This window comes from Streptomyces sp. NPDC006879 (assembly GCF_042869595.1).
Classification (GTDB): domain Bacteria; phylum Actinomycetota; class Actinomycetes; order Streptomycetales; family Streptomycetaceae; genus Streptomyces.
This window is the reverse complement of sequence record NZ_JBIAGC010000014.1, coordinates 66843-89050: the sequence shown is the minus strand read 5'-3', so window position 1 is coordinate 89050 and position 22208 is coordinate 66843. Positions and strand designations below refer to the sequence as shown.

The 22208-nt window shown below is 70.6% G+C and carries 18 protein-coding genes and 1 tRNA gene; 6 read left to right on the top strand and 13 right to left on the bottom strand.

Annotated features, from left to right (window positions below; all coding sequences use genetic code 11):
* The first annotated feature begins 29 nt into the window (after window positions 1-29).
* Window positions 30-1295 carry a tyrosine-type recombinase/integrase gene (locus ACFYMC_RS14070; protein WP_388523681.1) on the top strand — a complete coding sequence of 422 codons (1266 nt, stop codon included), beginning with the start codon at window positions 30-32 and terminating at the stop codon, window positions 1293-1295.
* A 515-nt stretch (window positions 1296-1810) separates the two neighbouring features.
* Window positions 1811-3427 (top strand): penicillin-binding transpeptidase domain-containing protein, encoded by a 1617-nt coding sequence (locus ACFYMC_RS14065; RefSeq protein WP_388523678.1) that lies wholly within the window; start codon window positions 1811-1813, stop codon window positions 3425-3427.
* Window positions 3428-3463: 36 nt separating this feature from the next.
* Here the strand turns inward: ACFYMC_RS14065 and ACFYMC_RS14060 are convergent, their stop codons facing one another.
* The 4 genes from ACFYMC_RS14060 to ACFYMC_RS14045 all read right to left on the bottom strand — a co-directional run bounded on the left by ACFYMC_RS14060 (window position 3464) and on the right by ACFYMC_RS14045 (window position 7364).
* Window positions 3464-4642: a serine hydrolase domain-containing protein gene (locus ACFYMC_RS14060; protein WP_388523675.1), complete on the bottom strand. Its 1179-nt coding sequence runs from the start codon at window positions 4640-4642 to the stop codon at window positions 3464-3466.
* A gap of 91 nt (window positions 4643-4733) precedes the next feature.
* Window positions 4734-5495 (bottom strand): energy-coupling factor ABC transporter ATP-binding protein, encoded by a 762-nt coding sequence (locus tag ACFYMC_RS14055; protein WP_388523834.1) that lies wholly within the window; start codon window positions 5493-5495, stop codon window positions 4734-4736.
* Between the two features lie 14 nt (window positions 5496-5509).
* Entirely contained in the window at window positions 5510-6271 is a 762-nt protein-coding gene (gene cbiQ / locus ACFYMC_RS14050; protein WP_388523672.1) for a cobalt ECF transporter T component CbiQ, read from the bottom strand.
* A 1-nt stretch (window position 6272) separates the two neighbouring features.
* Window positions 6273-7364, bottom strand: a complete 1092-nt coding sequence (locus ACFYMC_RS14045) for an energy-coupling factor ABC transporter permease (RefSeq protein ID WP_388523669.1) — start codon at window positions 7362-7364, stop codon at window positions 6273-6275.
* A gap of 165 nt (window positions 7365-7529) precedes the next feature.
* On the opposite strand from ACFYMC_RS14045, the gene ACFYMC_RS14040 reads away from it, so the two are divergent.
* Complete coding sequence (locus tag ACFYMC_RS14040; RefSeq protein ID WP_388523666.1) at window positions 7530-7955, top strand: SsgA family sporulation/cell division regulator; 426 nt, start codon at window positions 7530-7532, stop codon at window positions 7953-7955.
* A gap of 3 nt (window positions 7956-7958) precedes the next feature.
* Here the strand turns inward: ACFYMC_RS14040 and ACFYMC_RS14035 are convergent, their stop codons facing one another.
* On the bottom strand, window positions 7959-10214 hold the full coding sequence (locus ACFYMC_RS14035) for an MMPL family transporter (RefSeq protein WP_388523663.1): 2256 nt from the start codon (window positions 10212-10214) through the stop codon (window positions 7959-7961).
* Between the two features lie 147 nt (window positions 10215-10361).
* Window positions 10362-10952 carry a TetR/AcrR family transcriptional regulator gene (locus ACFYMC_RS14030; protein ID WP_388523660.1) on the bottom strand — a complete coding sequence of 197 codons (591 nt, stop codon included), beginning with the start codon at window positions 10950-10952 and terminating at the stop codon, window positions 10362-10364.
* Between the two features lie 160 nt (window positions 10953-11112).
* Here ACFYMC_RS14030 and ACFYMC_RS14025 point away from each other — a divergent pair, with 160 nt between their 5' ends.
* Window positions 11113-14430, top strand: coding sequence for a S41 family peptidase (locus tag ACFYMC_RS14025; protein WP_388523657.1), 3318 nt, complete (start codon window positions 11113-11115; stop codon window positions 14428-14430).
* A 130-nt stretch (window positions 14431-14560) separates the two neighbouring features.
* On the opposite strand, the gene ACFYMC_RS14020 is transcribed toward ACFYMC_RS14025, so the two are convergent.
* From ACFYMC_RS14020 to ACFYMC_RS14005, 4 genes are all read right to left on the bottom strand, one after another.
* Entirely contained in the window at window positions 14561-14752 is a 192-nt protein-coding gene (locus ACFYMC_RS14020) for a hypothetical protein (protein WP_388523654.1), read from the bottom strand.
* An 80-nt stretch (window positions 14753-14832) separates the two neighbouring features.
* Window positions 14833-15729, bottom strand: a complete 897-nt coding sequence (locus tag ACFYMC_RS14015) for an SDR family oxidoreductase (protein ID WP_388523651.1) — start codon at window positions 15727-15729, stop codon at window positions 14833-14835.
* Window positions 15726-16706, bottom strand: coding sequence for an alpha/beta fold hydrolase (locus ACFYMC_RS14010; protein ID WP_388523649.1), 981 nt, complete (start codon window positions 16704-16706; stop codon window positions 15726-15728). The genes ACFYMC_RS14015 and ACFYMC_RS14010 overlap by 4 nt, the downstream gene beginning before the upstream one ends.
* Window positions 16703-18289, bottom strand: a complete 1587-nt coding sequence (locus ACFYMC_RS14005; RefSeq protein WP_388523646.1) for a flavin-containing monooxygenase — start codon at window positions 18287-18289, stop codon at window positions 16703-16705. The genes ACFYMC_RS14010 and ACFYMC_RS14005 overlap by 4 nt, the downstream gene beginning before the upstream one ends.
* Before the next feature lie 234 nt (window positions 18290-18523).
* Here ACFYMC_RS14005 and ACFYMC_RS14000 point away from each other — a divergent pair, with 234 nt between their 5' ends.
* The gene (locus tag ACFYMC_RS14000) at window positions 18524-19210 is read left to right on the top strand and encodes a MerR family transcriptional regulator (RefSeq protein WP_388523831.1); all 687 of its coding nucleotides are present in this window, start codon (window positions 18524-18526) and stop codon (window positions 19208-19210) included.
* A gap of 43 nt (window positions 19211-19253) precedes the next feature.
* On the opposite strand, the gene ACFYMC_RS13995 is transcribed toward ACFYMC_RS14000, so the two are convergent.
* Window positions 19254-20048, bottom strand: coding sequence for an exodeoxyribonuclease III (locus ACFYMC_RS13995; RefSeq protein ID WP_388523643.1), 795 nt, complete (start codon window positions 20046-20048; stop codon window positions 19254-19256).
* A gap of 69 nt (window positions 20049-20117) precedes the next feature.
* Between ACFYMC_RS13995 and ACFYMC_RS13990 the strand changes: the two genes are divergently transcribed.
* A complete protein-coding gene (locus tag ACFYMC_RS13990; RefSeq protein ID WP_388523640.1) occupies window positions 20118-20621 on the top strand; it encodes a GNAT family N-acetyltransferase in 504 nt (167 codons plus the stop codon).
* Window positions 20622-20903: 282 nt separating this feature from the next.
* Here ACFYMC_RS13990 and ACFYMC_RS13985 read toward each other — a convergent pair whose 3' ends face one another.
* Window positions 20904-21545 (bottom strand): cyclase, encoded by a 642-nt coding sequence (locus ACFYMC_RS13985; protein ID WP_388523637.1) that lies wholly within the window; start codon window positions 21543-21545, stop codon window positions 20904-20906.
* A gap of 543 nt (window positions 21546-22088) precedes the next feature.
* Window positions 22089-22162: transfer RNA gene (locus tag ACFYMC_RS13980), tRNA-Ala, on the bottom strand.
* Between the last annotated feature and the right edge of the window lie 46 nt (window positions 22163-22208).

The window sequence follows — 22208 nt, the reverse complement described above, 5'->3', positions numbered from 1 at the left end:
CCTCACCGCTACCCCAGAAAGGCACCACCTTGGCAGGCCACATCCAAGACCGCTGGTACAAGACCGAGGAAGGCCCCGACGGAAAGCCCCGCCGGGTGAAGAGCGACCGGTACGGAATCGGGATGCGTTACCGCGCCCGGTACGTCGGCCCCGACGGCACCGAGAAGTCCAAGTCCTTCCCCGACAAGCAGAAGCGCCTCGCCGAGCAGTGGCTCACCCGGACCGCGGCCGACATGTCACGCGGGGAGTACGTTGACCCGCGTGTCGCCCGTCTGACGTTCCAGCAGTTCGCCGAGCGCTGGGCGAAGACCCACACCACCGAGATCAACAGCCGTGACGCGACGGAGCGCCGCCTCAGGCTGCACGTGTACCCGTACATCGGCACCCGCCCGTTGTCCTCCTTCCAGCCCGGCCACATCCGTACGTGGCTGGGCGAGCTGGAAAGCAACGTTCCCGCGTCCTCGCACCGCCGGATCATCTTCGGCACCGTGTCCGCCGCCTTCAGCGCGGCCGTGGACGACGGCTTGCTGTCGAAGAACCCCTGTCGGGCCCGGTCCGTCCAGCGCCCCAAGCCGAGCAACGGCCGCGTCACTCCGTGGACTCAAGCGCAGGTCTTCGCCGTGCGGGCGGCCCTGCCGGAGCGCTTCCAAGCCACGGTGGACGCGGGCGCCGGCTGCGGCCTGCGGCAGGGGGAGATCTTCGGACTGACGGCGGAGCAGCTCGACACTGAGAACGGTTGGATCGCTGTGGAGCACCAGCTCAAGCGCATCCGGGGCAAGTTCGTCTTCGCGCCGCCGAAGGGCGACAAGGTCCGGGACGTGCCCCTGCCCAGCGCGGTGGCCGATGCACTCCGGGCCCACATCGACGCCTACCCGTCGATCGACGTGACGCTGCCGTGGCGCACCCCGGACGGCCCGCCGGTGACCAAGCGGCTCATCTTCAGCGGCTCCCGGGGCGAGCACGTGCGCGTGAGCTACTTCGATGACTTCATGTGGAAGCCCGCTCTCGTCGCGGCCGGGATCATCCCGCCGCCCGAGGAGGGGAAGCGGCACGCGTGCGCCCGGCAGCACGGCATGCACGCGCTGCGGCACTTCTACGCGTCCGTCCTACTCGACGCAGGCGAGAGCATCAGGGCCTTGAAGGAGTATCTCGGGCACAGCGATCCGGGCTTCACACTGCGGACGTATACGCACCTCATGCCGAGCAGTGAGGGCCGGACCCGGAAGGCCGTGAACCGCCTCTACCAGGGCCCCGGGAACCATGATCACGGCCCCGACACGGCCCAGGCGGCATGAGGCGGCCCCCGCTTCCGCAGAAATCCCTGGTCAGGGGCCCAGCGCCTCTGGCTTTCGGAACTTCATCTACTTCTATCCGATCTACACGGGCCAGACTCTGCCCATGGACTCCTGGCGCAGCCGCATGTGGCTGGACACCTGGATCTAGCTGCCCGGACGGAGCCCCCAACGCCGATTGGCGTCGGGGGCTTTCTGGTCGTTAGGGGTCGTCGTCGGGTGTCGCGGGGTGCTCGTGTGGAACAAGATGCTTTGCATGCGCGATCGTTTCGGTCCGATAACGACTAATCCAGTCGCCAATGAGATCTGCCTAAGGGCTGTCCCGTAATCCCCGGTGGATCAGCGCACGGCGTCAGATGCGGTGCATCGCAAGGCGGAGGGGCGTCCCCATACTGGGCGTATTCGGGCGTTCCGACAACGCAGCGAGGTGCCGTAGCTGTCGCCGTGCGCCCGCCGGGGATTACGGGACAGCCCTTAGGCTGCACGTGTCAGTCATGGGGGATCAAAGGGGCGGGGTAGTGCGGGGAGCAGTAAAAGGACTCATCGTCGGCGGGGTGTTCGCAACGATGGTCGCGGGGGCGGGCTACGGGGTGTCCACGCTCTTGGACGAGGAAGTGGGCAACCGCGCCGGCGGGGTCGCGCGGGAACGATCCGGGGCGCCGAGCAAGTCCGAAGTCAGCGAGGCGGCTTCGGAGTTCCTGGCCGCCTGGTCCAGGCTGGACGGCCACGCCGCGGCCAGCCTGACCAACAACCCGGTCGCGGCGCAGAGCGCGGTGACCGGTTTCCGGGACCGCGCCCATGTGACGAAGGCAGCGATCACACCGGGGGAACCAACCGGGACCAAGGTGCCCTTCACGGTGCGCGCCGAGGTGTCCTTCGAGGGAAAGACCAAACCCTGGTCATACGAGTCATCACTGGTCGTGGTGCGCGGGAAGACCACCGGCCGACCACTGGTGGACTGGCAGCCGGACGTGCTGCACCCACAGTTGAAGGAAGGCGAATCACTGCGGGCGGGGCAACCGACGCAACCGCCGGTGATGGCGGTGGATCGCAACGGACGCGAGCTGAGCCCCGAGCAGTACCCGTCGCTGCGGCCGGTGCTGGACACCTTGCGGGAGAAGTACGGTGCGCAGGCCGGCGGGCGCCCCGGGGTCGAGCTGTGGATCCAGCCGGCCCTCGCCGAAGCTCCCCCTCGGACTCTGTTGACCGTGGCTGAGGGCCGGGCGGGTCGGATCAGGACCAGGCTGGACGCCGACGTGCAGGCGGCGGCCGAGCGTGCCGTCTCCCGCTACCCGGAGTCCTCGGTGGTGGCGATCAAACCGCGCACCGGCGACATCCTGGCCGTGGCCAACAACCGGCAGGACGGTTTCGACGCGGCACTCTCGGGCCGCTTGGCGCCCGGCTCCACGATGAAGATCGTCACAGCGGCGATGCTGCTGGACAAGGGCTTGGTGGCCGCCGACAAGGTCGCCGAGTGCCCCAAGGAAGCGTCCTGGGGCGGCTACACCTTCCACAACCTGAACGGCTTCTCGCTGGAGGGCTCCACCTTCGCCCGTAGCTTCGCCCGTTCCTGCAACACGGCGTTCATCAAGCTGATCGACGACACCGGGGACGAGGCGGCACTGAGCACGGAAGCACGGGAGGCCTTCGGGATCGGGCTGCAGTGGCGGACAGGGGTACCGACATTCGACGGCAGAGTGCCCCCGGCCACCGGCGCGGAGGCAGCCGCCGCGTACATCGGGCAGGGGCGGGTCCAGATGAACCCGCTGACGATCGCCTCGGTGACGGCCACCGCCAAGACCGGCGTGTTCCGTCAGCCGGTCATCGTCTCCCCCTCGCTGATCGATGGGGAGCGGGCCCACGCCGAGCGCCGGCTCCGCCCCACAGTGGCACGCCAGTTGCGCAAGATGATGCGGCTGACGGCCTCCTCGGGGACGGGTGCGCGGGCGATGGCCTCGGTGCGTGGCGACACGGGCGCCAAGACCGGATCGGCGGAGACCGGGAGCGGTGATCGACCGGACAGCTGGTTCACCGGCTTCCGTGACGACCTCGCCGTGGCGGCCGTGGTCCAGGGCGGCGGGCACGGCGGGGACGCCGCTGGGCCCCTCGTCGCCCAGGTGCTCCGGGCGGGCTGAGGGCGCCCGCGAGCCGGGATCGCCCAAGGCCCCCTCTCAGGCGCCTTGGAGCGCCTGCTTCAGTGCCCGGACCAGGGCCTGGGCGCGCGGGTCGGCGGTGACGCCCCGCTGCATCCCGTTGGTGACGTAGCCGAAGGAGACACCCGCGTCGGGGTCGGCGAAGCCGAGCGAACCGCCGCGGCCCGGGTGCCCGAAGGAGGCAGGGGAGAGCAGCGGGCAGGCCGGGCCGTGGAGCATGTAGCCGGGACCGAAGCGGGTGTTGACCACCAGCACCCGGTCCGGTCCGGCGGACTCCTCGGTACGCGCCAGGGCCGTGGTTGCGGGGGCGAAGAGCCGGGTGCCGGGTCGGCCTTCCACCTCTCCGATCGTCGCCGCGTAGAAGCGGGCCAGCGCGGCGGCGGTGGCCACACCCCCCGAGGCGGGGAGTTCGGCCGCCCGGTAGGCCGGGGCGTTCTCGTCCGGCAGCGGACTGATGGCGGCGAAGGCGCGTCGAGTGAGGGAGTCGGGGTCGGCGTAGGCGGCGGTGACGGCCGGCTTGGGACGCAGTCTGAGCGCTCCGGGACCCGTTTCGGGTGTTTCGACGGGGGCGATCCGCCCGACCCGGTGGGCCTCGGTGGCGGGCAGGCCGATCCACAGGTCGAGGCCGAGCGGCCCGGCGACTTCGGCGGCCAGCCACTGGCCGAGGCTGCGGCCGGTGACGCGTTGCACGAGTTCGGCCAGGAGCGGGCCGAAGGTGTGGGCGTGGTAGCCGTGTGAGGTGCCCGGTTCCCAGAGGGCCGACTGGGCTGCGAGGGCGCGGGGCCCGGATATCTGGTCGGCCGCCTCGGCCGGGGTCAGCGGTACGTCGAGCACGGGGACACCGGCTCGGTGCGCGAGGAGGTGGCGGACCAACGCCCGCTCCTTGCCACCCGCCTTGAACTCGGGCCAGTAGGTGGCGACTGGTGCGTCCAGATCCAGCAGGCCCCGCTGGTGCAGGAGCAGGGGTACGGCGGTGGCGACCCCCTTGGTGGCCGAGCGGATGACCTGGGCGGTGTCCGCGGTCCAGGCGCTTGCGTCCCGGTCGGCGTCCGCTTCACCGGCCCACAGGTGGACGACCTGGCGCCCGTCCCGGTACACGGCGACGGCGGCGCCACGTTCGCCGAATTGCTCGAAGTTCCGTACGAAGGCGTCCTTGACCGGCTCGAAGCCGGCTGTCACCGTGCCCTGGACGTCCACGTCCGCTCTCCCTGTAGTTCTGTTCCGGCGCCGGCATGACGCCCCGCACCATGGTGCAACGCCGGTCGGGGCGTCCGGCTTCCGGGCCCGCTCAGAGCGCCGGGACGGCCCGCGGGTCGAATCCGAAGGGCAGTTCCAGGCGGTGGGCGCGCATCAGCTCCCCGTCACACAGCAGGTCCCGGGTGCGGCCGTCGGCCGCGATGACTCCGTCGCTGAGCACCACGGAGCGGGGGCACAGTTCCATGGCGTAGGGCAGGTCGTGGGTGACCATCAGCACGGTGACGTCGAGGCCGCGGAGGATGTCGGCGAGTTCGCGGCGGGAGGCCGGGTCGAGGTTGGAGGAGGGCTCGTCGAGGACCAGGATCTCCGGCTCCATGGCCAGGACGGTTGCCACCGCGACCCGCCGGCGTTGGCCGAAGGAGAGGTGGTGGGGCGGCCGGTCGGCGAACTCGGCCATGCCGACGCGGTCCAGCGCGGCGTGCACCCGGGCCGCGAGCTCGGGGCCGCGCAGTCCGGCGGCGGCGGGGCCGAAGGCCACGTCCTCTCGAACAGTGGGCATGAACAGCTGGTCGTCGGGGTCCTGGAAGACGATGCCGACCTTGCGCCGAACCTCCGCCATGTGCCGCTTCCCGACGGGGAGGCCGGAGACTTCGACGGTGCCCGCTCCGGCGCTCAGGATGCCGTTGAGGTGCAGCACGAGCGTGGTCTTGCCGGCGCCGTTGGGGCCGAGGAGTGCCACGCGCTCACCACGGCCGATGGTGAGGTCGACACCGAACAGGGCCTGGTGGCCGTCAGGGTAGGCGTAGGCGAGGCCGGCGACCCGCAGGGAGGGGGCCGGGGCGGTCGGGGTCATCGGGGTCATCGGGGTCAAAGGAGCCATCCCATCAGGCAGACGGCGAGCGCCGCGGTGGGCAGCGCGGCTGCGTGCGCCCACTGCGCACGAGAGGCCGTCGCCTCTTCGGTGACCGGCATCGAACCGGTGTAGCCGCGGCTGAGCATCGCGAGGTGGACGCGTTCGCCACGTTCGTAGGAGCGGATGAACAGGGCGCCCGCGGTCTTGGCGAGCACACCCCAGTGCCTTACTCCGCGGGCCTCGAAGCCGCGTGAGCGGCGGGCGATGGACATGCGGCGTAGTTCGTCGGTGATCACGTCACCGTAGCGGATCATGAAGGAGGCGATCTGGACCAGCAGGGAGGGCAGCCGCAGCCGTTGCAGGCCGAGCAGCAGCGCACGTAGTTCGGTGGTGGAGGCGAGGATCACCGAGGCCGCGACGCCGAGGGTGCCCTTGGCCAGGATGTTCCAGGCACCCCAGAGGCCTGCCACGCTCAGGGAGATCCCGAGGAACTCGGTGCGCTCGCCACCGGCGACGAAGGGCAGCAGCACGGCGAAGGCGACGAAGGGGATCTCGATCAGCAGCCGCTTCAAGAGGTAGCCGGCCGAGACCTTGGCGGTGGCCGCCACCGCGGCGAGGAGCACGGCGTAGAGCGCGAAGGCCCAGACGGCCTCGCGCGGAGTGCAGACGACCACCAGGACGAAGGCGAAGACCGCGGCGATCTTGCAGTGCGGCGGCAGCCGGTGAACGGGGGAGTCACCGTGCCGGTAGAGCGCGTGGCTGTGGCCCGAACCCATGTCAGACGGCCGTGCCCGCGGACCGGTGCGTCGGGGCGGCGGGGTCCTCGCGGCGACGGCGCACCACCCACAGCACCCCCGTCCCGGCGGCGACGGTCGCCCCGACACCGATAGCGCCGGCGAGGCCGCCGGCCAGGCGTTCGTCCTCGACGTCCTTGACCCCGTAGTCGGCGAGCGGGGAGTCGGCGGTGGCGTGTTCGTACTGGTCGGCCTTGGCGTCGATGCCCTGGTCGGCAGCGACCTTCTCCAATCCGTCGGGGTTGGCGGAGGCGTAGTAGGAGACGACGCCGGCGAGCACGAGTGTGGTGGCGAGTCCGGTGGCCCAGACGGCCCGGCGGGACCCGGACCGGACGGGATCCGGGGCGGGGGCCTCGGCGTCCACCAGTTCGCCGTTCACTCGGAGCTTGAGGGGGGTGATGATGCCGCGGGCGCCGTGGACGAGGTCGGGACGTACGGCGATGACCGCGCCGACCGTGAGTGCCGTGATCGCCGCCTCCCCGAGGCCGATCAGGACGTGCACTCCGACCATGGCGGTGAGCACCTTGCCCACCGGCACGTCGGTGGTGCCGCCGAGCGCGTAGAGCAGGGTGAACGCGGCGGCGGCTGCAGGGACGGAGACGAGCGCCGCGAGGAAGGCGGACACGGTCACCGAACGGCGGCTGCGCGGGAGCACCGCGAGCAGACCGCGGAAGAGACCGTAGGCGACGGCCACCGTGACGACGCCCATCACGGTGATGTTGACGCCGAGTGCGGTCAGACCGCCGTCGGCGAAGAGCACGCCCTGCATCAGCAGCACCACCGAGACGCACAGGACCCCGGTGTAGGGGCCCACCAGGATCGCGGCGAGGGCGCCGCCGAGCAGGTGGCCACTGGTCCCGGCCGCGACGGGGAAGTTCAGCATCTGCACGGCGAAGATGAAGGCCGCGACGAGCCCGCCGAGCGGGGCGGTCCGGTTGTCCTCGAAGCCTGCCGTGGGGGAGCCACCGGCGAGTTCGCGCCGCGCCCCACGCAGGGAGACGGCTATGGCGCCCGCCGCCACGGCGCCGGCGGCGATGGAGACCGGCGCGTTGATGAATCCGTCGGGGACATGCATGGGGTGGCTCCGCTTCCTGCGGTTAAAGGAATCTTTAACTAATCCATAGTGGAGTCACCTGCAAAGAGGTCGCAAGAGCGCTCAGATCACAAATACGTTCGTCGCAAATCCGTAAAATATGCGACATTGGATAGCAAATAAGGCGAGGGTGAGGGAGTGCAGGCCGTGTCGTCCCCCTATCTCGAAGAGCGAGTCCGCGCCCGGGTCGTGACCGACGAGCCCCTCTACCGCTCCGTCCCCGTAGCCCTCCGCTTCCGCCCCGAGGAACCCTCGGCGGTTCGGATCGTCTTCCCTCCGGGCCTCTCACCGGAAGGCACGGAAAACGAGTGGGTCTTCAGCCGAACGCTGTTGGAGGCAGGCCTCCAGGCCCCTGCGACCAGCGGCGACGTACGCATCTGGCCCTGTGGCCGGGTGCAGGCGATCGTGGAACTGCACGCCCTGGACGGTGTGGCGGTGGTCCAGTTCGACTGTTCCGGGCTACGCCGCTTCCTCCGCCGCACGTATGCGGCCAGGCCCCGGATGACCGAGGAGCCCGGCCCCGCCGAGAACGGCGCGACCGGGCTCGCGGTGCCCGAGGAGGCGACCCGCTGAACCTCAGACGTTGATCAACTGCTTCCGGCCGCTGGCGTCGTCATCGCCGGTACCGTCCTCCCCGGCCAGGTACTTGCGCAGACCCTCGCCCTCCACGTCGACGTTCGGCAGCAGCCGCTGCAGCCAGCCCGGCAGCCACCAGGCGCGGTGCCCCAGCAGGGCCAGCACGGCCGGGACGATCGCCATGCGGACCACGAAGGCGTCGAAGAAGACGGCGACCGCGAGACCGAAGCCGATCATCTTGACCATCTGCTCACTGGAGCCGATGAATCCCGAGAAGACCGCGATCATGATCACCGCGGCAGCGGTGACCACCCGGGCCCCGTACTTGAAGCCCGTCACGATGGCCTGGCCGGGACGCTCGCCGTGCACGTACGCCTCGCGCATCCGGGTGACCAGGAAGACCTCGTAGTCCATCGCCAGTCCGAAGACGACGCCCACCATGAAGATCGGCATCATGCTCATGATCGGGCCGGTCTGCTCCACGCCGAAGAGCGAACCGAGCCAGCCCCACTGGAAGACCGCGACGACGGCGCCGAGGGCGGCGACCACCGAGAGCAGGAAGCCCAGGGCGGCCTTGAGCGGAACCAGGATGGAACGGAAGACCAGCATCAACAGCAGGAAGGCCAGGCCCACGACGAGCGCCAGATAGGGCAGCAGCGCGTCGTTCATCTTCTGCGAGAAGTCGATGTTCATCGCGGTGGCCCCGGTGACGAGCACCTTGGCGCCGGTGTCCTTCGCCAGGCCCGGAGCCGCACCCCTGATGTCGTGGACCAGTTCCTCCGTGGCGACCGAGGACGGCCGGTCCTTGGGAATCACGGTGATGGTGGCCGTGTCGCCCGCCTCGTTGGGCTTGCCGGAGATGACCGCGGCGACGCCCTCCATCGTCTCGACCTTCTTGGAGATCGTCTTGAGCGCCTGGTCGAGGTCCTTGCTGTCCTCGCCGTCGACGACCATCAGCAACGGGCCGTTGAAGCCCGGACCGAAGCCGTCGGAGAGCAGGTCGTAGGCCCTGCGCTGAGTGGTGGAGGTGGGCTGGGCCCCGTCGTCGGGCAGACCCATCTCCAAGGAGCCCGCGGGCACCGCGATCAGCCCCAGGCCGACGACGCCCATCAGCAGCACGGCGATCGGACGGCGCAGCACGAACCGCGCCCAGCGGGTGCCGGCGTTCGGCTTCTGCTCCGCGGAAGCGCCCTCATCCGGCGCGGTCTTCTCCTTGCCGCCCCCGAACAGCCGGCTCTTGCGGCCCGCCGGCAGCACCCGCTTGCCGGCGAAGCCGAGCATCGCAGGCACCAGGGTGAGCGCCACCAGTACCGCGATGACCACGGTCGCGGCAGCTGCGAAGCCCATCTTGCTGAGCATCGGGATGTTCACCACGGCCAGGCCCACCAGGGCGATGACCACGGTCAGCCCGGCGAACACCACAGCCGAGCCGGCGGTTCCGGTGGCCCGACCTGCCGCTTCCTCGCGCTCCCGGCCCTCGGCCAGCTCGGCCCGATAACGCGAGACGATGAACAGTGCGTAGTCGATGCCGACCGCCAGGCCGATCATCATCGCCAGTGTCGAGGTGGTGGTTCCCAGGTCGAGCACGTTGGCGAGGGCCGTGATGGAGGAGACGCCGATGCCAACGCCGATGAGGGCGGTGAGCAGCGGCAACCCGGCGGCGACGAGCGAGCCGAAGGTGATGACCAGGACGATCGCCGCGATGGCGATGCCGACGATCTCACCGGAGCCCGTCTCGGGCGCGGCCATCAGCGCGTCACCGCCGATCTCCACGGTCAGGCCGGCCTGCTGGGCCTCCTTCCCGGAGTCGGTCAGCGCCTCGCGGGTCTCCTCGCGCAATTCCATGCCGCTGACCTTGTAGGAGACCGAGGCGTAGGCGGTCGTCTCGTCCTTGCTGACGGCGTGGCCCTCATAGGGGTCGACCACGGAGGCGACCTCGTCGGAACCGGCCTTGAGTTCGGCGACCACCTTCTTGACTTCGGCCTTGTGGGCCGGGTCGGTGATCTTCTGCCCCTCGGGGGCCTTGAAGACCACCCGGGCGGTGCCGCCGTCGGCGCGGTCACCGGGGAAGCGCTGCTCCATGAGGTCGAAGGCGCGCTGCGCCTCGGTGCCGGGGATGGAGAAGGAGCTGGACGTCGGAGTGGCTGCGGACGCGGCCCCGAAGCCGGCTAGCACCAGCAGCGCCACCCATATCAGGGCGGCGATGCCACGGCGCCGGAAGGCGAGGCGGCCGAGTTTGTAGAGGAAGGTGGCCACGGAGGCGTACTCCCGTTCAGTCGGGTGCGGACAGGGCGTGCAGAAGCCGGCCAGACGACGAGAGCGGCGTGTCGGGTGGTCCTGGTGTGTGCCGTTAAGGGGGAGCGAAACGGCGGTGTGCTGGAACGGGCGGGGACGGGCTGTTGACTAGACGCCGAGGGCGGGGAAGACCACGGAGTCGATGAAGTCACCGAGGAACGCCCGGTCGACCGAGCGGTCCTCCATCAGCGGCAGCGCGATGAACGCGCCGATCAGCATGTGCGGCACGAACCGGACCGCGGGGTTGTCCGAGGCGACCTCGCCCCGGTCCACGGCCCTTTGGAGCATCACCCCGAGCCCGGTGATCTCCGGTTCCATCAGCAGCTGACGCAAGGCCAGGTGCAGTTCGGGGCTGGAGTGCACCGCCTGGGCCAGACCCCGCATGAGCGCGGTGTCCTTGGCCATCTGGCCGTCGTCGGAGAGCTCGACCATGCGGCGCAGGTCCCCGCGCAGCGACCCGGTGTCGATGTCGCGGAGACTCACCGGCTGGGCGCAGCGCAGGGCTCGGGCGACCAGTTCGGGCTTGCTCCCCCATTGGCGGTAGAGGGTGGCCTTGCTGGACTTGGTGCGAGCGGCCACGGCGTCCATGGTGAGCGCCTCGTATCCGACCTCACGCAACAGTTCGAGTACCGCCTCGTGCAGTTCGGCCTCCCGTTCGGGGCTGATCCGACTACGACGGGCCGTTCCCGTGACTGTCATGGCGGCGCTCCCGCTCTCGTCTCACTCGAACGAAACTGTTTCGTACGCGTCGACCCTACCCCTCCAGATAGCGAAACGAAACGGTTTCGTTCCCATCGCCTTGTGTTCTGGCTCACATACACGAGTTGCCACCGCCACCCGGCGCGGAAAGCATTGGGGGGTGAGTGACGACGTCGCGTATCTCCGGTTCCCGCACCTGCACGACGACCTCCTGTGCTTCGCCGCCGAGGACGATCTGTGGGTAGCGCCCTTGATTCCCGCTGGAGGGTCGGTCGGGCGAGCCTGGCGGCTGACGGTGGACCGCACCCGAGTGGGCCACCCCCGCTTCTCGCCCGACGGCCGCCACATCGCCTTCACCACCTGGCGCAGCCTCGACCCCGAGATCCACCTCGCCCCCGTCGACGGGGGCCCGGCACGCCGCCTCAGCTACTGGGGCTCGCCCGACACCCGGGTGTGCGGCTGGACCCCGCCCGCAGAAGACGGGCACAGCGACATCCTGGCCGTGTCCTCGCACGGCCAACCCTTCTCCTACTACTCCTGGGCCTACAGCCTGCCCACCGAGGGGGGGCCGGGCGGGCGCCTGCCCTGGGGGCCGGTCTCCGACATCTCCGTCGCCGACCTCGAAGGTGAACGCCGCACCCTGCTCCTGACCGGGAAACCACCCCATGAGCCGGCCTCCTGGAAGCGTTACCGAGGGGGTGCCACCGGCCGACTGTGGCTGCACGGCCGGCAGCTGCTGGCCGACCTCGACGGACATCTGGACTGCCCGATGTTCCTCTTCGACGGCACCGCCTCGGACACGGACGGCACCCGCATCGCGTTCCTCTCCGACCACGAGGGCATCGGCAACATCTACTCCTGCCGAACCGACGGCACCGACCTGCGGCGCCACACCGACCACGAGGACTTCTACGCCCGCCATGCCTCCAGCGACGGCCGCCGCATCGTCTACCAGTGCGCGGGCGAGCTGTGGCTGGTCGACTCACTGGCCCCGGAGGCGACACCGAGACGACTGGACGTGCGGCTGGGCGGCCCGCGCGCCGGCCGCCGCAGCTACCAGGTGCCCGCCGCCCACCACCTCGACGGTCTGTCGGTGGACGTCACCGGGCGCGCCAGCGCCCTCACGGTCCGCGGCAGCCTGTACTGGCTCACCCACCGGGACGGCCCGGCCCGCACCATCGCCGACACCCCGGGGGTGCGGGTGCGCCTGCCGGAGATGCTCGGCACCGGCGGTCAGGTCGCCTACGTCACGGACGCGGAGGGCGAGGACGCCATCGAGATCGCCTACCTGCCCCGCGCCAGCGGTGACCGTCCCCCACGCCGCCTCGCCGCGGGCCGACTCGGCCGGGTACTGGAGCTGGTGAGCGACCCCGAGGGCGAGCGGCTGGCCATCGCCTCCCACGACGGCCGGCTCCTGTTGGTCGACGTCACCGAGCCGGCCGAGGAGGGCGACGGGTCCGATAGCGGGGAGGTCACCGAACTCATCCAGTCGATCAACGGCCCGGTGCGCGACCTCGCTTTCTCCCCCGACGGCGACTGGCTCACCTGGTCCCACCCCGGCATCGGCCGCTCCCTGCGAAAGATCAAAATGGCCCGGATCTCCGGGCCGCGCATCATCTTCGACGTCACCAACGGGCGCTTCGAGGACGAGAATCCGGTGTTCACCCGAGACGGCCGCTACCTGGCGTTCCTCTCCTGGCGCGGCTTCGACCCGGTGTACGACGTGCACACCGGCGACCTGTCGTTCCCCCTCGGGTGCCGGCCCTACCTGGTGCCGCTGTCGTCCGCCACGCCCTCCCCCTTCGCCTTCTCCCCGGACGGGCGCCCCGCCGCCGGGGGTCTCGACCCGACCCAGGGCGGCTCGGGGGACTCGGCGGTCATGGTCGAGCTGGAGGGCCTGGAGAGTCGGGTCACCCCCTTTCCGGTGACCGCCTCGAAGTACTCGGCCCTGCACCCGGTCAGCGGTGGTGGGCTGGTCTGGCTGCGCTGGCCGATCTCCGGCGCCCTCGGGGAGACCTTCGTCAACCCCGCCGACACCTCAGGAAAACCGACCCTGGAGTACTTCGACATCTCCAAGGCCCGCAAGAGCGTGCTCGCCTCGGACCTGGACTCCTTCGCCGTCAGCGGCGACGGCAGCCGGCTGGTGGTGGTCGACGACGGGGAACTGCGCGCCGTGCCCGCCACCGAGTCCGGGGACACAGACTCGACCGTCTACCTGGACCTCCGACGGATCCTGCACGAAGTGGACCCCGCCGCCGAATGGCGCCAGGCGTACGAGGAGGCCGGCCGGCTGATCCGCGCGTACTTCTGGGAACCCCGGATGTGCGGCATCGACTGGGACGGCGTGCTCGACCAGTACCGCCCCCTGGTCGAACGGGTCGCCTCACCCGACGAGTTCGCCGACCTGATGCGGGAAGTGCTGGGTGAACTCGGCACCTCCCACGCCTACGTCGCCCCGGCACGACGCAACGAAGGGCCGGCCCACTACCAGCGCCCCATGGGGCTACTCGGCACCAACTTGGCCCTACGGGAAGGGCGTTGGGTGGTGAAGCGGATCCTGCCCGGCGAGTCCTCAGACTCCAAGGCCCGCTCCCCACTGGCCGGGGCCGGCATCCGAGAGGGCGCTGTACTCAGCCATGTGGACGGCCGGCCCGTCGATCCCGTCACCGGCCCCTACCCGCTACTCGCCGCCGCCGGTGGAACCACGGTGGAACTCACCTTCCAACCGGCCGACGGCGAGGGCCGCGCCCGCCGGGTCGCCGTGGTGCCGCTCGTCGACGAACGCCCCCTGCGCTACCAGGACTGGGTGGCCAAACGCCGTGAGGTGGTGCGCGAGGCCAGCGGCGGTCGGTGCGGCTACCTCCACATCCCCGACATGGGCGGCTCCGGCTGGGCGCAGTTCAACCGCGACCTGCGCCTTGAGGTCTCCCGACCGGCTCTGATCGTCGACGTGCGGGGCAATGCGGGCGGGCACATCAGCGAGCTGGTGGTGGAGAAACTGACCCGGAGGATCCTGGGGTGGGACCTCACGCGCGACGCCCAGCCGGTCAGCTATGCCTCCAGCGCACCCCGCGGGCCGGTCGTCGCGCTGGCGGACGAAGCCACCTCTTCAGACGGGGACATGATCACGGCGGCCTTCAAACTGCTGGGGCTGGGACCGGTGGTGGGGCAGCGCACGTGGGGCGGCGTGGTCGGCATGACCGGGCGCCACACTCTGGGCGACGGCACGGTCATCACCGTGCCGATGAACGCGGCTTGGTTCGACGAGTACGGATGGTCGGTGGAGAACCACGGCGTGGAACCGGACCTCGCCGTCCAACGCACCCCGCTGGACTGGGCCGAGGGACGGCACGCCCAGCTCGTCGACGCGGTGGAGCTGGCCCTGGACCTCCTCGGGCAGCGCCCCGCTTCGGGGCCGCCCGGCTACGAGGACGCGCCCGACCGGCGCCGCCCGAAGCTCCCCCCACGCGAATCCTGAGGCCTCTCCCCGGCCAGCGATCGGACGCCGGGCCGGGACAGGTGAAAGGGGTGGGTCCGTTCCGGAACGGACCCACCCCTTGGGCGCACCGCGCGCCCCGTCCAGTCAGGCCGGACGTGCGGACCTGACGTCAGACGTCGAGGTCCTGGTCGAACTCCTCCCGGGAGCGGTCGTTGCTCCGCGGGGTCTGCGGGCGCTGCTTGGCCTGCCGGCTCGACTGCGGGGCACGCTCCGAAGCCTGCTCCTTCGCGCTGCCCATGGCGGCCTGCGTGCGCTCCTTGAGCTCGTCGGCCTTGTTCTGGAACTGGTCCTTGATGCCCATGCTGTTCACTCCTCGTGGGGTGTGGTTGGTCGGGCCTCGACCAGATTGGCACGGGAGGACACTCTGCGCATTTCGGTCAACTACTCTGAGTGCCCACCTGGGGAACGCTGCTTCTCGTCCGCGGCCCCACCGGCCCCCACCAGCCCCGTCGGAACCCGGCCCAACCGCGGGGCGAACCGCTTCATCTCCCGCTGTCCGACGGTTGCGATCGCCCCCGGCAGGTATCCGCGCACCGACTGCATCCCGCGCAACCACCACTGCGCGTAGACATGTGGCGAACGTCGCTCCACGCCCGCCACGATCCGGTCCACGGCCGGGCCCAGCGGGTAGGTGCGGTTCGCCGGCCACGGCAGCCGCTGACGTAGCTCCCGCATGACCTCGTCCTGGTCGGCTCCGCGCACCATGTCGGTATCGGTCCAAGACAGATAGCCGACACCGACTCCAACCCCTCGGTGCGCCACCTCGGCACGCAGGCTGTGCGCGAAGGCCTCCACTCCGGACTTTGAGGCGCAGTAGGCACTCATCATCGGCGCCGGGGTCATCGCGGCGAGCGAGGCGATCTGGAGGAAGTAGCCACGGGAGGAGAGGAGTTGGGGGAGGAATGCTCGGGCGGTGACCGCACCGCCGATGAGGTTGACCTCGATGACCCGACGCCAGGCGTCCGGGTCGGAGTCGACGAAGGGACCGCCCGCGGCGACCCCGGCGTTGGCGACCACGACGTCCACCTGCCCGAACCGCTGCCCGACCTCCTCGGCGACGGAGCCCATCGCGGCGTGATCGCTCACATCCGCGTGCCAGACCTCGCTATCGGTGTGCAGTCGCCCGGAAACCGCCTTCATCGCATCCGGTTCCAGACCGACCAGCGCGATACGCGCCCCCCTGGCGGAGAGCTTGCGCGCCAGCAACTCGCCCACCCCACGGGCGGCTCCGGTCACGACGGCCACCCGGCCCTCCAGGTTGCTGCGGTGCGTGTTCACGGCGTCCTACCTTCCTCGGCGGGTACGGATGCGGGCTGCGCCCCGGTGGACGGCTCCGCGGGCGGGGACGGACTCAGGTACTCCTCGACGAGGTCGGCGAGGGCGGAACTGATCGCCTCCGGGGCTTCCATCGGCGTCATGTGGCCCATTCCCGGCAGCTCGATGAGCCCCACGCACCGCGGAAGCGTCGCCGCGAGGTGGCGAGCCTGCACGATCGGGGTCAGACGGTCCACGGTTCCACCGATCACCCTGGTCGGCACGTCCAACGCCCGCACCCCGGCGCCGAGGTCGAGGCCCTCCAGCACCCGGGACCAGCCGTGCCGCACCCGGGGCGGACAGGCGTGCACGATCCGGGCGCAGGCCTCCACGAGGCAGGGGTCGGTAGCCGGGCCCATCGTCGCGTACTTCAGTACCTGGCGGGCGGGCGGCGTGATGGGCCCCAGCGGAAGACGAGAGCCGAGCAGGGCCCGCGTCAGGCGGGCACGCGCGCGCCCGGCGCGCAGCGGCACCACCCGGGCTTCGTCGACCAGGCGCGAGCTGCCGGTACTGCACAGCAGGACGGCTGCCGCCCTGGCGGCGAACTCACTACGCCCGGCAGCCGCCATCAACGTCATCCCGCCCATGGAATGGCCCCCGAACACGGCCCGCTCACCGGGCTCCATGGTGAGGGCCAGCACTGCGAGGAGGTCCTCGCACAGGGCGCCGGTGCTGTAGCCGTCCGGGCCGGTCGGAGCCGTGCTGCGGCCGTGGCCGCGCTGGTCGTAGGCGATGACGCGGTGCGTCGGGGCAAGGGCTCGGATCTGCTCGGCCCAGAAGGCCGTCGAGCAGGTCCATCCGTGGGCGAGGACCACGACCGGGGCTCCCTCGCGCCCGTGCACCTCGACGTGGATCCGGGTGCCGTCGGAGGATACGGCGGTCAACTCATGGCGGGCCGTGGGCGGGACGTGGCGCCCTGCGGGGCGCCCGGGGCGGCTCATGCGCGGGCCTCCTCGGCCCGCTCGGCGGTGGGCTGGGCCACCACGGACCCCGTCGGCCGTTCGCGCAGGCGGATCACCTCGTACTCGGTGAGGTCGACCTGCCGCGTCTCTCGCCGGAACTCCCCTGTCGTGCCCGGCCAGACGGTCGTGTTGCGGCCACTGGCGTCGAGGTACCAACTGGTGCAGCCGCCGGTGTTCCACACGGTCCGCTTCATCCGGTCCTGCACCCGCCGGTTCCAGGCACCCACGGCCGAGGGGCGTGCGGCCAGCGCCACCCGGCCGCCCAGCAGGTCCAGTTGGCGCAGATAGTCGGCCATGTAGTTCAACTGGGACTCGATCATCAGGATCATCGAGCTGTTTCCGAGACCGGTGTTCGGGCCGATGATCGTCATCCAGTTGGGGAACCCGGCCGCGCTGGCACCGCGCAGCGCCTGCATGCCGTCCTTCCACTCCTCGGCGAGGGTGGTGCCGGCCGCGCCCACCACCCGGTCGGCGATCGGCATGTCGGTCACATGGAAGCCCGTACCGAAGATGATCACGTCGGCTTCGGTCTCGGTGCCGTCCGCCGCCACCAGCGTCGACCCGCGGACCTCGGCGAGACCGGAGGCGACCAGGTCGACGTCGGGCCGGGCCAACGCCGGGTAGTACTCACTGGACAGCAGGATGCGCTTGCAGCCGATGCGGTAGGAGGGGGTCAGCTTGGCGCGCAGCGCGGGGTCCTTGATGGAGCGGGCCATGTTGGCCTTGGCCAGGGACTCGATCAGGCCCAGTCGGTTCGGGTGTTTGGTGAAGGCACCCACCTGGAGTTCCCGGATGCCCCAGAGCAGCCCCCGTCGAGCGACCTGGGTGACGGGGAGCTGGCGGTGCAGCCAACGCTCCAACCGGCTGATGGCCCGGTCCGTGCGGGGCATCACCCACGGCGGGGTCCGCTGGAAGAGGGTGAGCCGACCGACCTCGGGGGCGATCGCGGGCACGATCTGGATGGCCGAGGCCCCGGTCCCGATCACGGCGACGCGTTTGCCCCGCACGTCGCAATCGTGCTCCCAGCGGGCCGAGTGGAAGACCTTGCCGGGAAACTGCTCCAGCCCCGGGATCTGCGGCATCTTCGGGTCGGACAGCGGCCCGGTGGCCGATACCACCACGTCGGCGGTGAACCTGCCGGCGGCCGTCTCCAGTTCCCAGTGCAGTTCCTCCGCGTTCCAACGCGTCATTTGCACTTCGGCGTTCAGACGGATGTGGGGACGCAGCCCGAAGGTGTCGGCCACGTGCTCCAGGTAGGCACGGATGTGTTCCTGGCCGGAGAAGGTCCTCGGCCAGTCGGGGTGCGGGTGGAAGGAGAACGAGTACAGATGTGAAGGCACGTCGCAGGCGCACCCGGGGTAACTGTTGTCGCGCCAGGTGCCGCCCACGGAGTCGGCCCGTTCGAGCACGACGAAGTCGGTGATCCCCTCACGCCGCAGCCGGACGGCCGCTCCGAGCCCGCCGAAGCCGGAACCGATCACGGCGACCCGCACGTGTTCGCCGTTCCCGGGCCGCTCCTTGCGTCCTTGCCCGCGCCCCTGTCCGTGCTTGCGCTCGGCCATGCCGCCGCCTCCCACAGTCCCACGACTCTGCCAGCAATCACTGGCACGGTTCGGAGAGTAGAGCAGTGCCGTACTCATGGGTAGGGGTCACGCGCGGAAAGTTACCGGCGGTATCCCGACCCGACTCCCCGCACCCCGGCCCGCGCCGATGCGCATAGGCTGCGCCCTGTGTCGGAACCATCGCAGCCAACGGCGGAAGAACGGCCCGGGAAGGGCACCGTACGCGAGTACCGGATGGCGGAGCTGGCCGGGGAGGCCGGCATCCCGCTGCGCACCCTGCGCTACTACCGCGAACGCGGACTCCTGCCACCACCGCGGCGCGAGGGCAGGATCGCCTGGTACGACGACCGCCACCTCGCCCGGCTGCGCACCATCGCGGCGCTCCTGGAACGCGGCCACACCCTCGGCGGCATCGCCGACCTCACCGCCGCCTTCGAGGACGGCCGGGAGAACGGCCGGGACGTGGCCGCCCTGCTGGGCCTCGACGAGAACACCACGGCCCCGGACGGCAGTGCCCCGCGGCGCGGCTGGTCGGAGGAAGTGCCGGTCCGCCTCACCCCGCAGGCCCTCGCCGACTACTTCGAGGGCGAGGTGACCCCGGAGAACCTCGCCGCCTCGCTGGCCCTGGGCTACGTCGCCACTGACGGCGAAGAGATCGTCCACGTCAGCAGCCGCCTGTTGGAGGCGTCATCGGCACTGGTCCGCGAAGGCGTCCCGCTGGCCGCGGTCCTCCAGGCCGGCCGCCAGGTCCGCGAGCACGCACAAGCCATGGCCGCCCTGTTCACCGAGCTCATCCGCACCCACACCGACCCGGACGCCATCGGGCTCCCGGCCGCCGTGGACCGGCTACGCCCGCTGGCGAAGAGCGTGGTGGAAGCCGAGCTGTCGATGGCCCTGGACCGCGAACTGCGCGGGCCCTGAGCGACGGGGACGACCCGGCACGGCGCCTTCTGCCGCGCTCCCCTCACAGGTACTGGACCGTCACCGGAGCGTGGTCGGACCACCGCTCGGGATGGGTCACGGCCCGCTCCACGTACGCCTTCACGGCCCGCTGCGCCAAGCCCGGCGTGGCCACGTGCAGATCGATGCGCCACCCCGCGTCGTTGTCGAAGGCCCGCCCCCGGTAGGACCACCACGAGTACGGCCCGGCCTGCTCCGGATGCTGCGCCCGGACGACGTCCACATAGCCCGCCTCCTCGTAGACCTGGGAGAGCCAGGCACGCTCCTCGGGCAGGAAACCGGCGCTCTTGCGGTTGGTCTTCCAGTTCTTGAGGTCCGCCTCCTGGTGGCAGATGTTCCAGTCCCCGCAGACCAGCACCTCTCGACCATCGGCCGCGGCCCGCTCCCTGAGCCGCGCCAGGTACGGCAGGAACTCCCCCATGAAACGCATCTTCTCGTCCTGCTTGGCGGTCCCCGCCTCACCCGAGGGCAGGTACAGGCTGGCGACCGTCACCCCGGGCAGGTCGACTTCCAGGTAGCGACCGCTGCCGTCGAACTCGGCACTCCCGAAGCCGATCTGCACCCGCTCGGGAGCGCGGCGCGCATACAGCGAGACACCCGCCCGCCCCTTGGTGGCGGCCGGTGCGTGCACGACGTGCCAGCCGTCGGGCTCGCGGACCTCCTCGGGCAGCTGGCCGGGCTCGGCGCGCACTTCCTGGAGGCAGATCACATCGGCTTCGGTGGCCGCCAGCCAGGGCACGAACCCCTTCTTGGCCGCGGCACGCAGGCCGTTCACGTTCACGGAGGTCACGGTGAGCATCCCGGCACCATACCCGCCCGCACCCCGCCACCGCCGACGCGCCCACCGGGGCGCTTGTAGGCTGTTCGAATGCTGAACGGGTTCGAGATCCGCACAACACCGTACGACCACCCGGACGCGGTCAAACTCAACGACCAGGTGCAGTTGGAATACGTCCAGCGCTACGAAGGCGACGGCGACGCGACTCCACTGGATCCCGCCATGTTCGCCCCACCGAACGGCACCTACCTGCTCGTCTACGACGCCGCCGGCGTACCCGTCGCCAGCGGTGGCTGGCGGGCCATGGACCACAATCCGCTGGGGCACACGGACGGCGACGCGGAGCTCAAGCGCATGTACGTGGTGCCCGAGGCCCGGGGCCTGGGCCTGGCGCGTCTGCTCCTGACGGAACTGGAAGCGAGCGCGAGGGATGCGGGCCGCATCCGCATGGCCTTGGAAACGGGCGATAAGCAGCCCGAGGCGATCGCCCTGTACCGCTCTGCGGGCTACACCCCCTGCGCCAAGTTCGGGCACTACCGGGACTACGACTCCAGCCGCTGCTACGCCAAGACGCTCGGCGCCGAGCGAGGCTGAGGAACCCTCTCGGGTAGCCGCCGCGGGACGCTGCGAAGGCCGCCCGGTCGGGGCGCCCGCCCTCCGACGGGCGCCCCGACCCCCAAAGGGCCCCCACCGGCTCGGGACGCACCGCTCGCAACCCGCAGCGCCTCGGCGATGGCCGCGATCAGAGCGGCTGCCCGACGGCGCAGCCGGGCAAGTGGGTGGAGACGTCGCATGGGGCAAGCACATCACCCGTCGCCTCCCACACCGGGAAACGGGAAGCGACGCCCTCTCAAAGGGCGTGGGACGACTCGTCGCTCAGGTGATGCTGGTGGAGCTGAGAACGGGGCTGGGATCCGGGTAGCAGGAGGTCGGCACGTTGACGGTGACGAAGACGATCGGCACGGTGGCGGTGAAGGTGAGACCCGGGTCGCCGTAGCTGGATCCCGCCAGCCGGGTCTGTACGGTGTCGCCGGCCGCACCGGCCCGCAGGCCCAGTCGGAGCGTGGGCAGGGTGAAGGTGCGCCCTCCACTGATCGGGCCGGGCACCGTCATCACAATCGAGTCACCGACCACGTTGACGCTGGGTGTCCCCGATCCGATGCCGGAACCGCCGGACAGGCTCTGCCCCGTCAACGTGGCATGGGCGGGGACGGGGGCGCTGAGCTTGATGTTCTTGATCGTTTTCACGGTGTAGCCGCCCACGGATCCCGGCACCGTCATGGGCGCCGCGGACAGGGTGACATCGAAGGAACCGCCGGCCGCGACCGTTTCGGGCGCCGACGCGTCCACCCCGGCACCGAGCGTCAGGGTCTGGGCGGAGCCGATCGGCGGTTTGGCCTGACAGTCGAAGTCCACCGGGGTTTCGGCAGCCGACGCCGGCCCCAGGGCGAGGCCGACCAGGGCCAGGCTCGCCACCACCACCGTCGGGACGCGTGAGCCGAGAGCTTTCACTCGCATGACGTTCCTCCTTGGACACCGCTGGGGATGCACGGGCCGGCCCGGGTGTTCACGGGCAACCGACCGGTGCGCGCTGACTATCGGAGGCACCCGGCCGGTGTGCGACTCCCGGACCCGCGGACATCCGTTCACGGGTGGGCCGTTGGAACGGGAGCAAGTACCGGAGGGTAACTCTCCTTGACGCGCACATGCCAGCACCTTGGGCGTGGGAAGTACAGGGCGGGGACCGGAAAATTCTCCGGCCCCCTCGAACCAGGAGCGATAACCAGCCGCCCTCACCAAGCCGCCCGGAGCCGCCCCGTGACGGGCCGGCCCGGGGCGGCTACGAGGTCACCGGGCCCGGGCGGGCAGCTACTTGATCCCGTCGACGACGGCACGGGGTGTGACCGCCTGCGTGGAGATGGCCGTCCCCGGCTTGACCAGCCGTTCCACCACCCCGGACGGGCATCGATCGACCCCCTACACGACGAAGATCCCGCCCGATCGTGCGATCGGACGGGATCTCGTCAACGTTCCTGAGAGCTACTCAAGAACAGTCGTCTGTGGACCTGTGGGGATTTGAACCCCAGACCCCCTCGATGCGAACGAGGTGCGCTACCAGACTGCGCCACAGGCCCCTGCGACGTGTGAAACATTAGCATCCCCGTCGGAGGATCTAAAAAT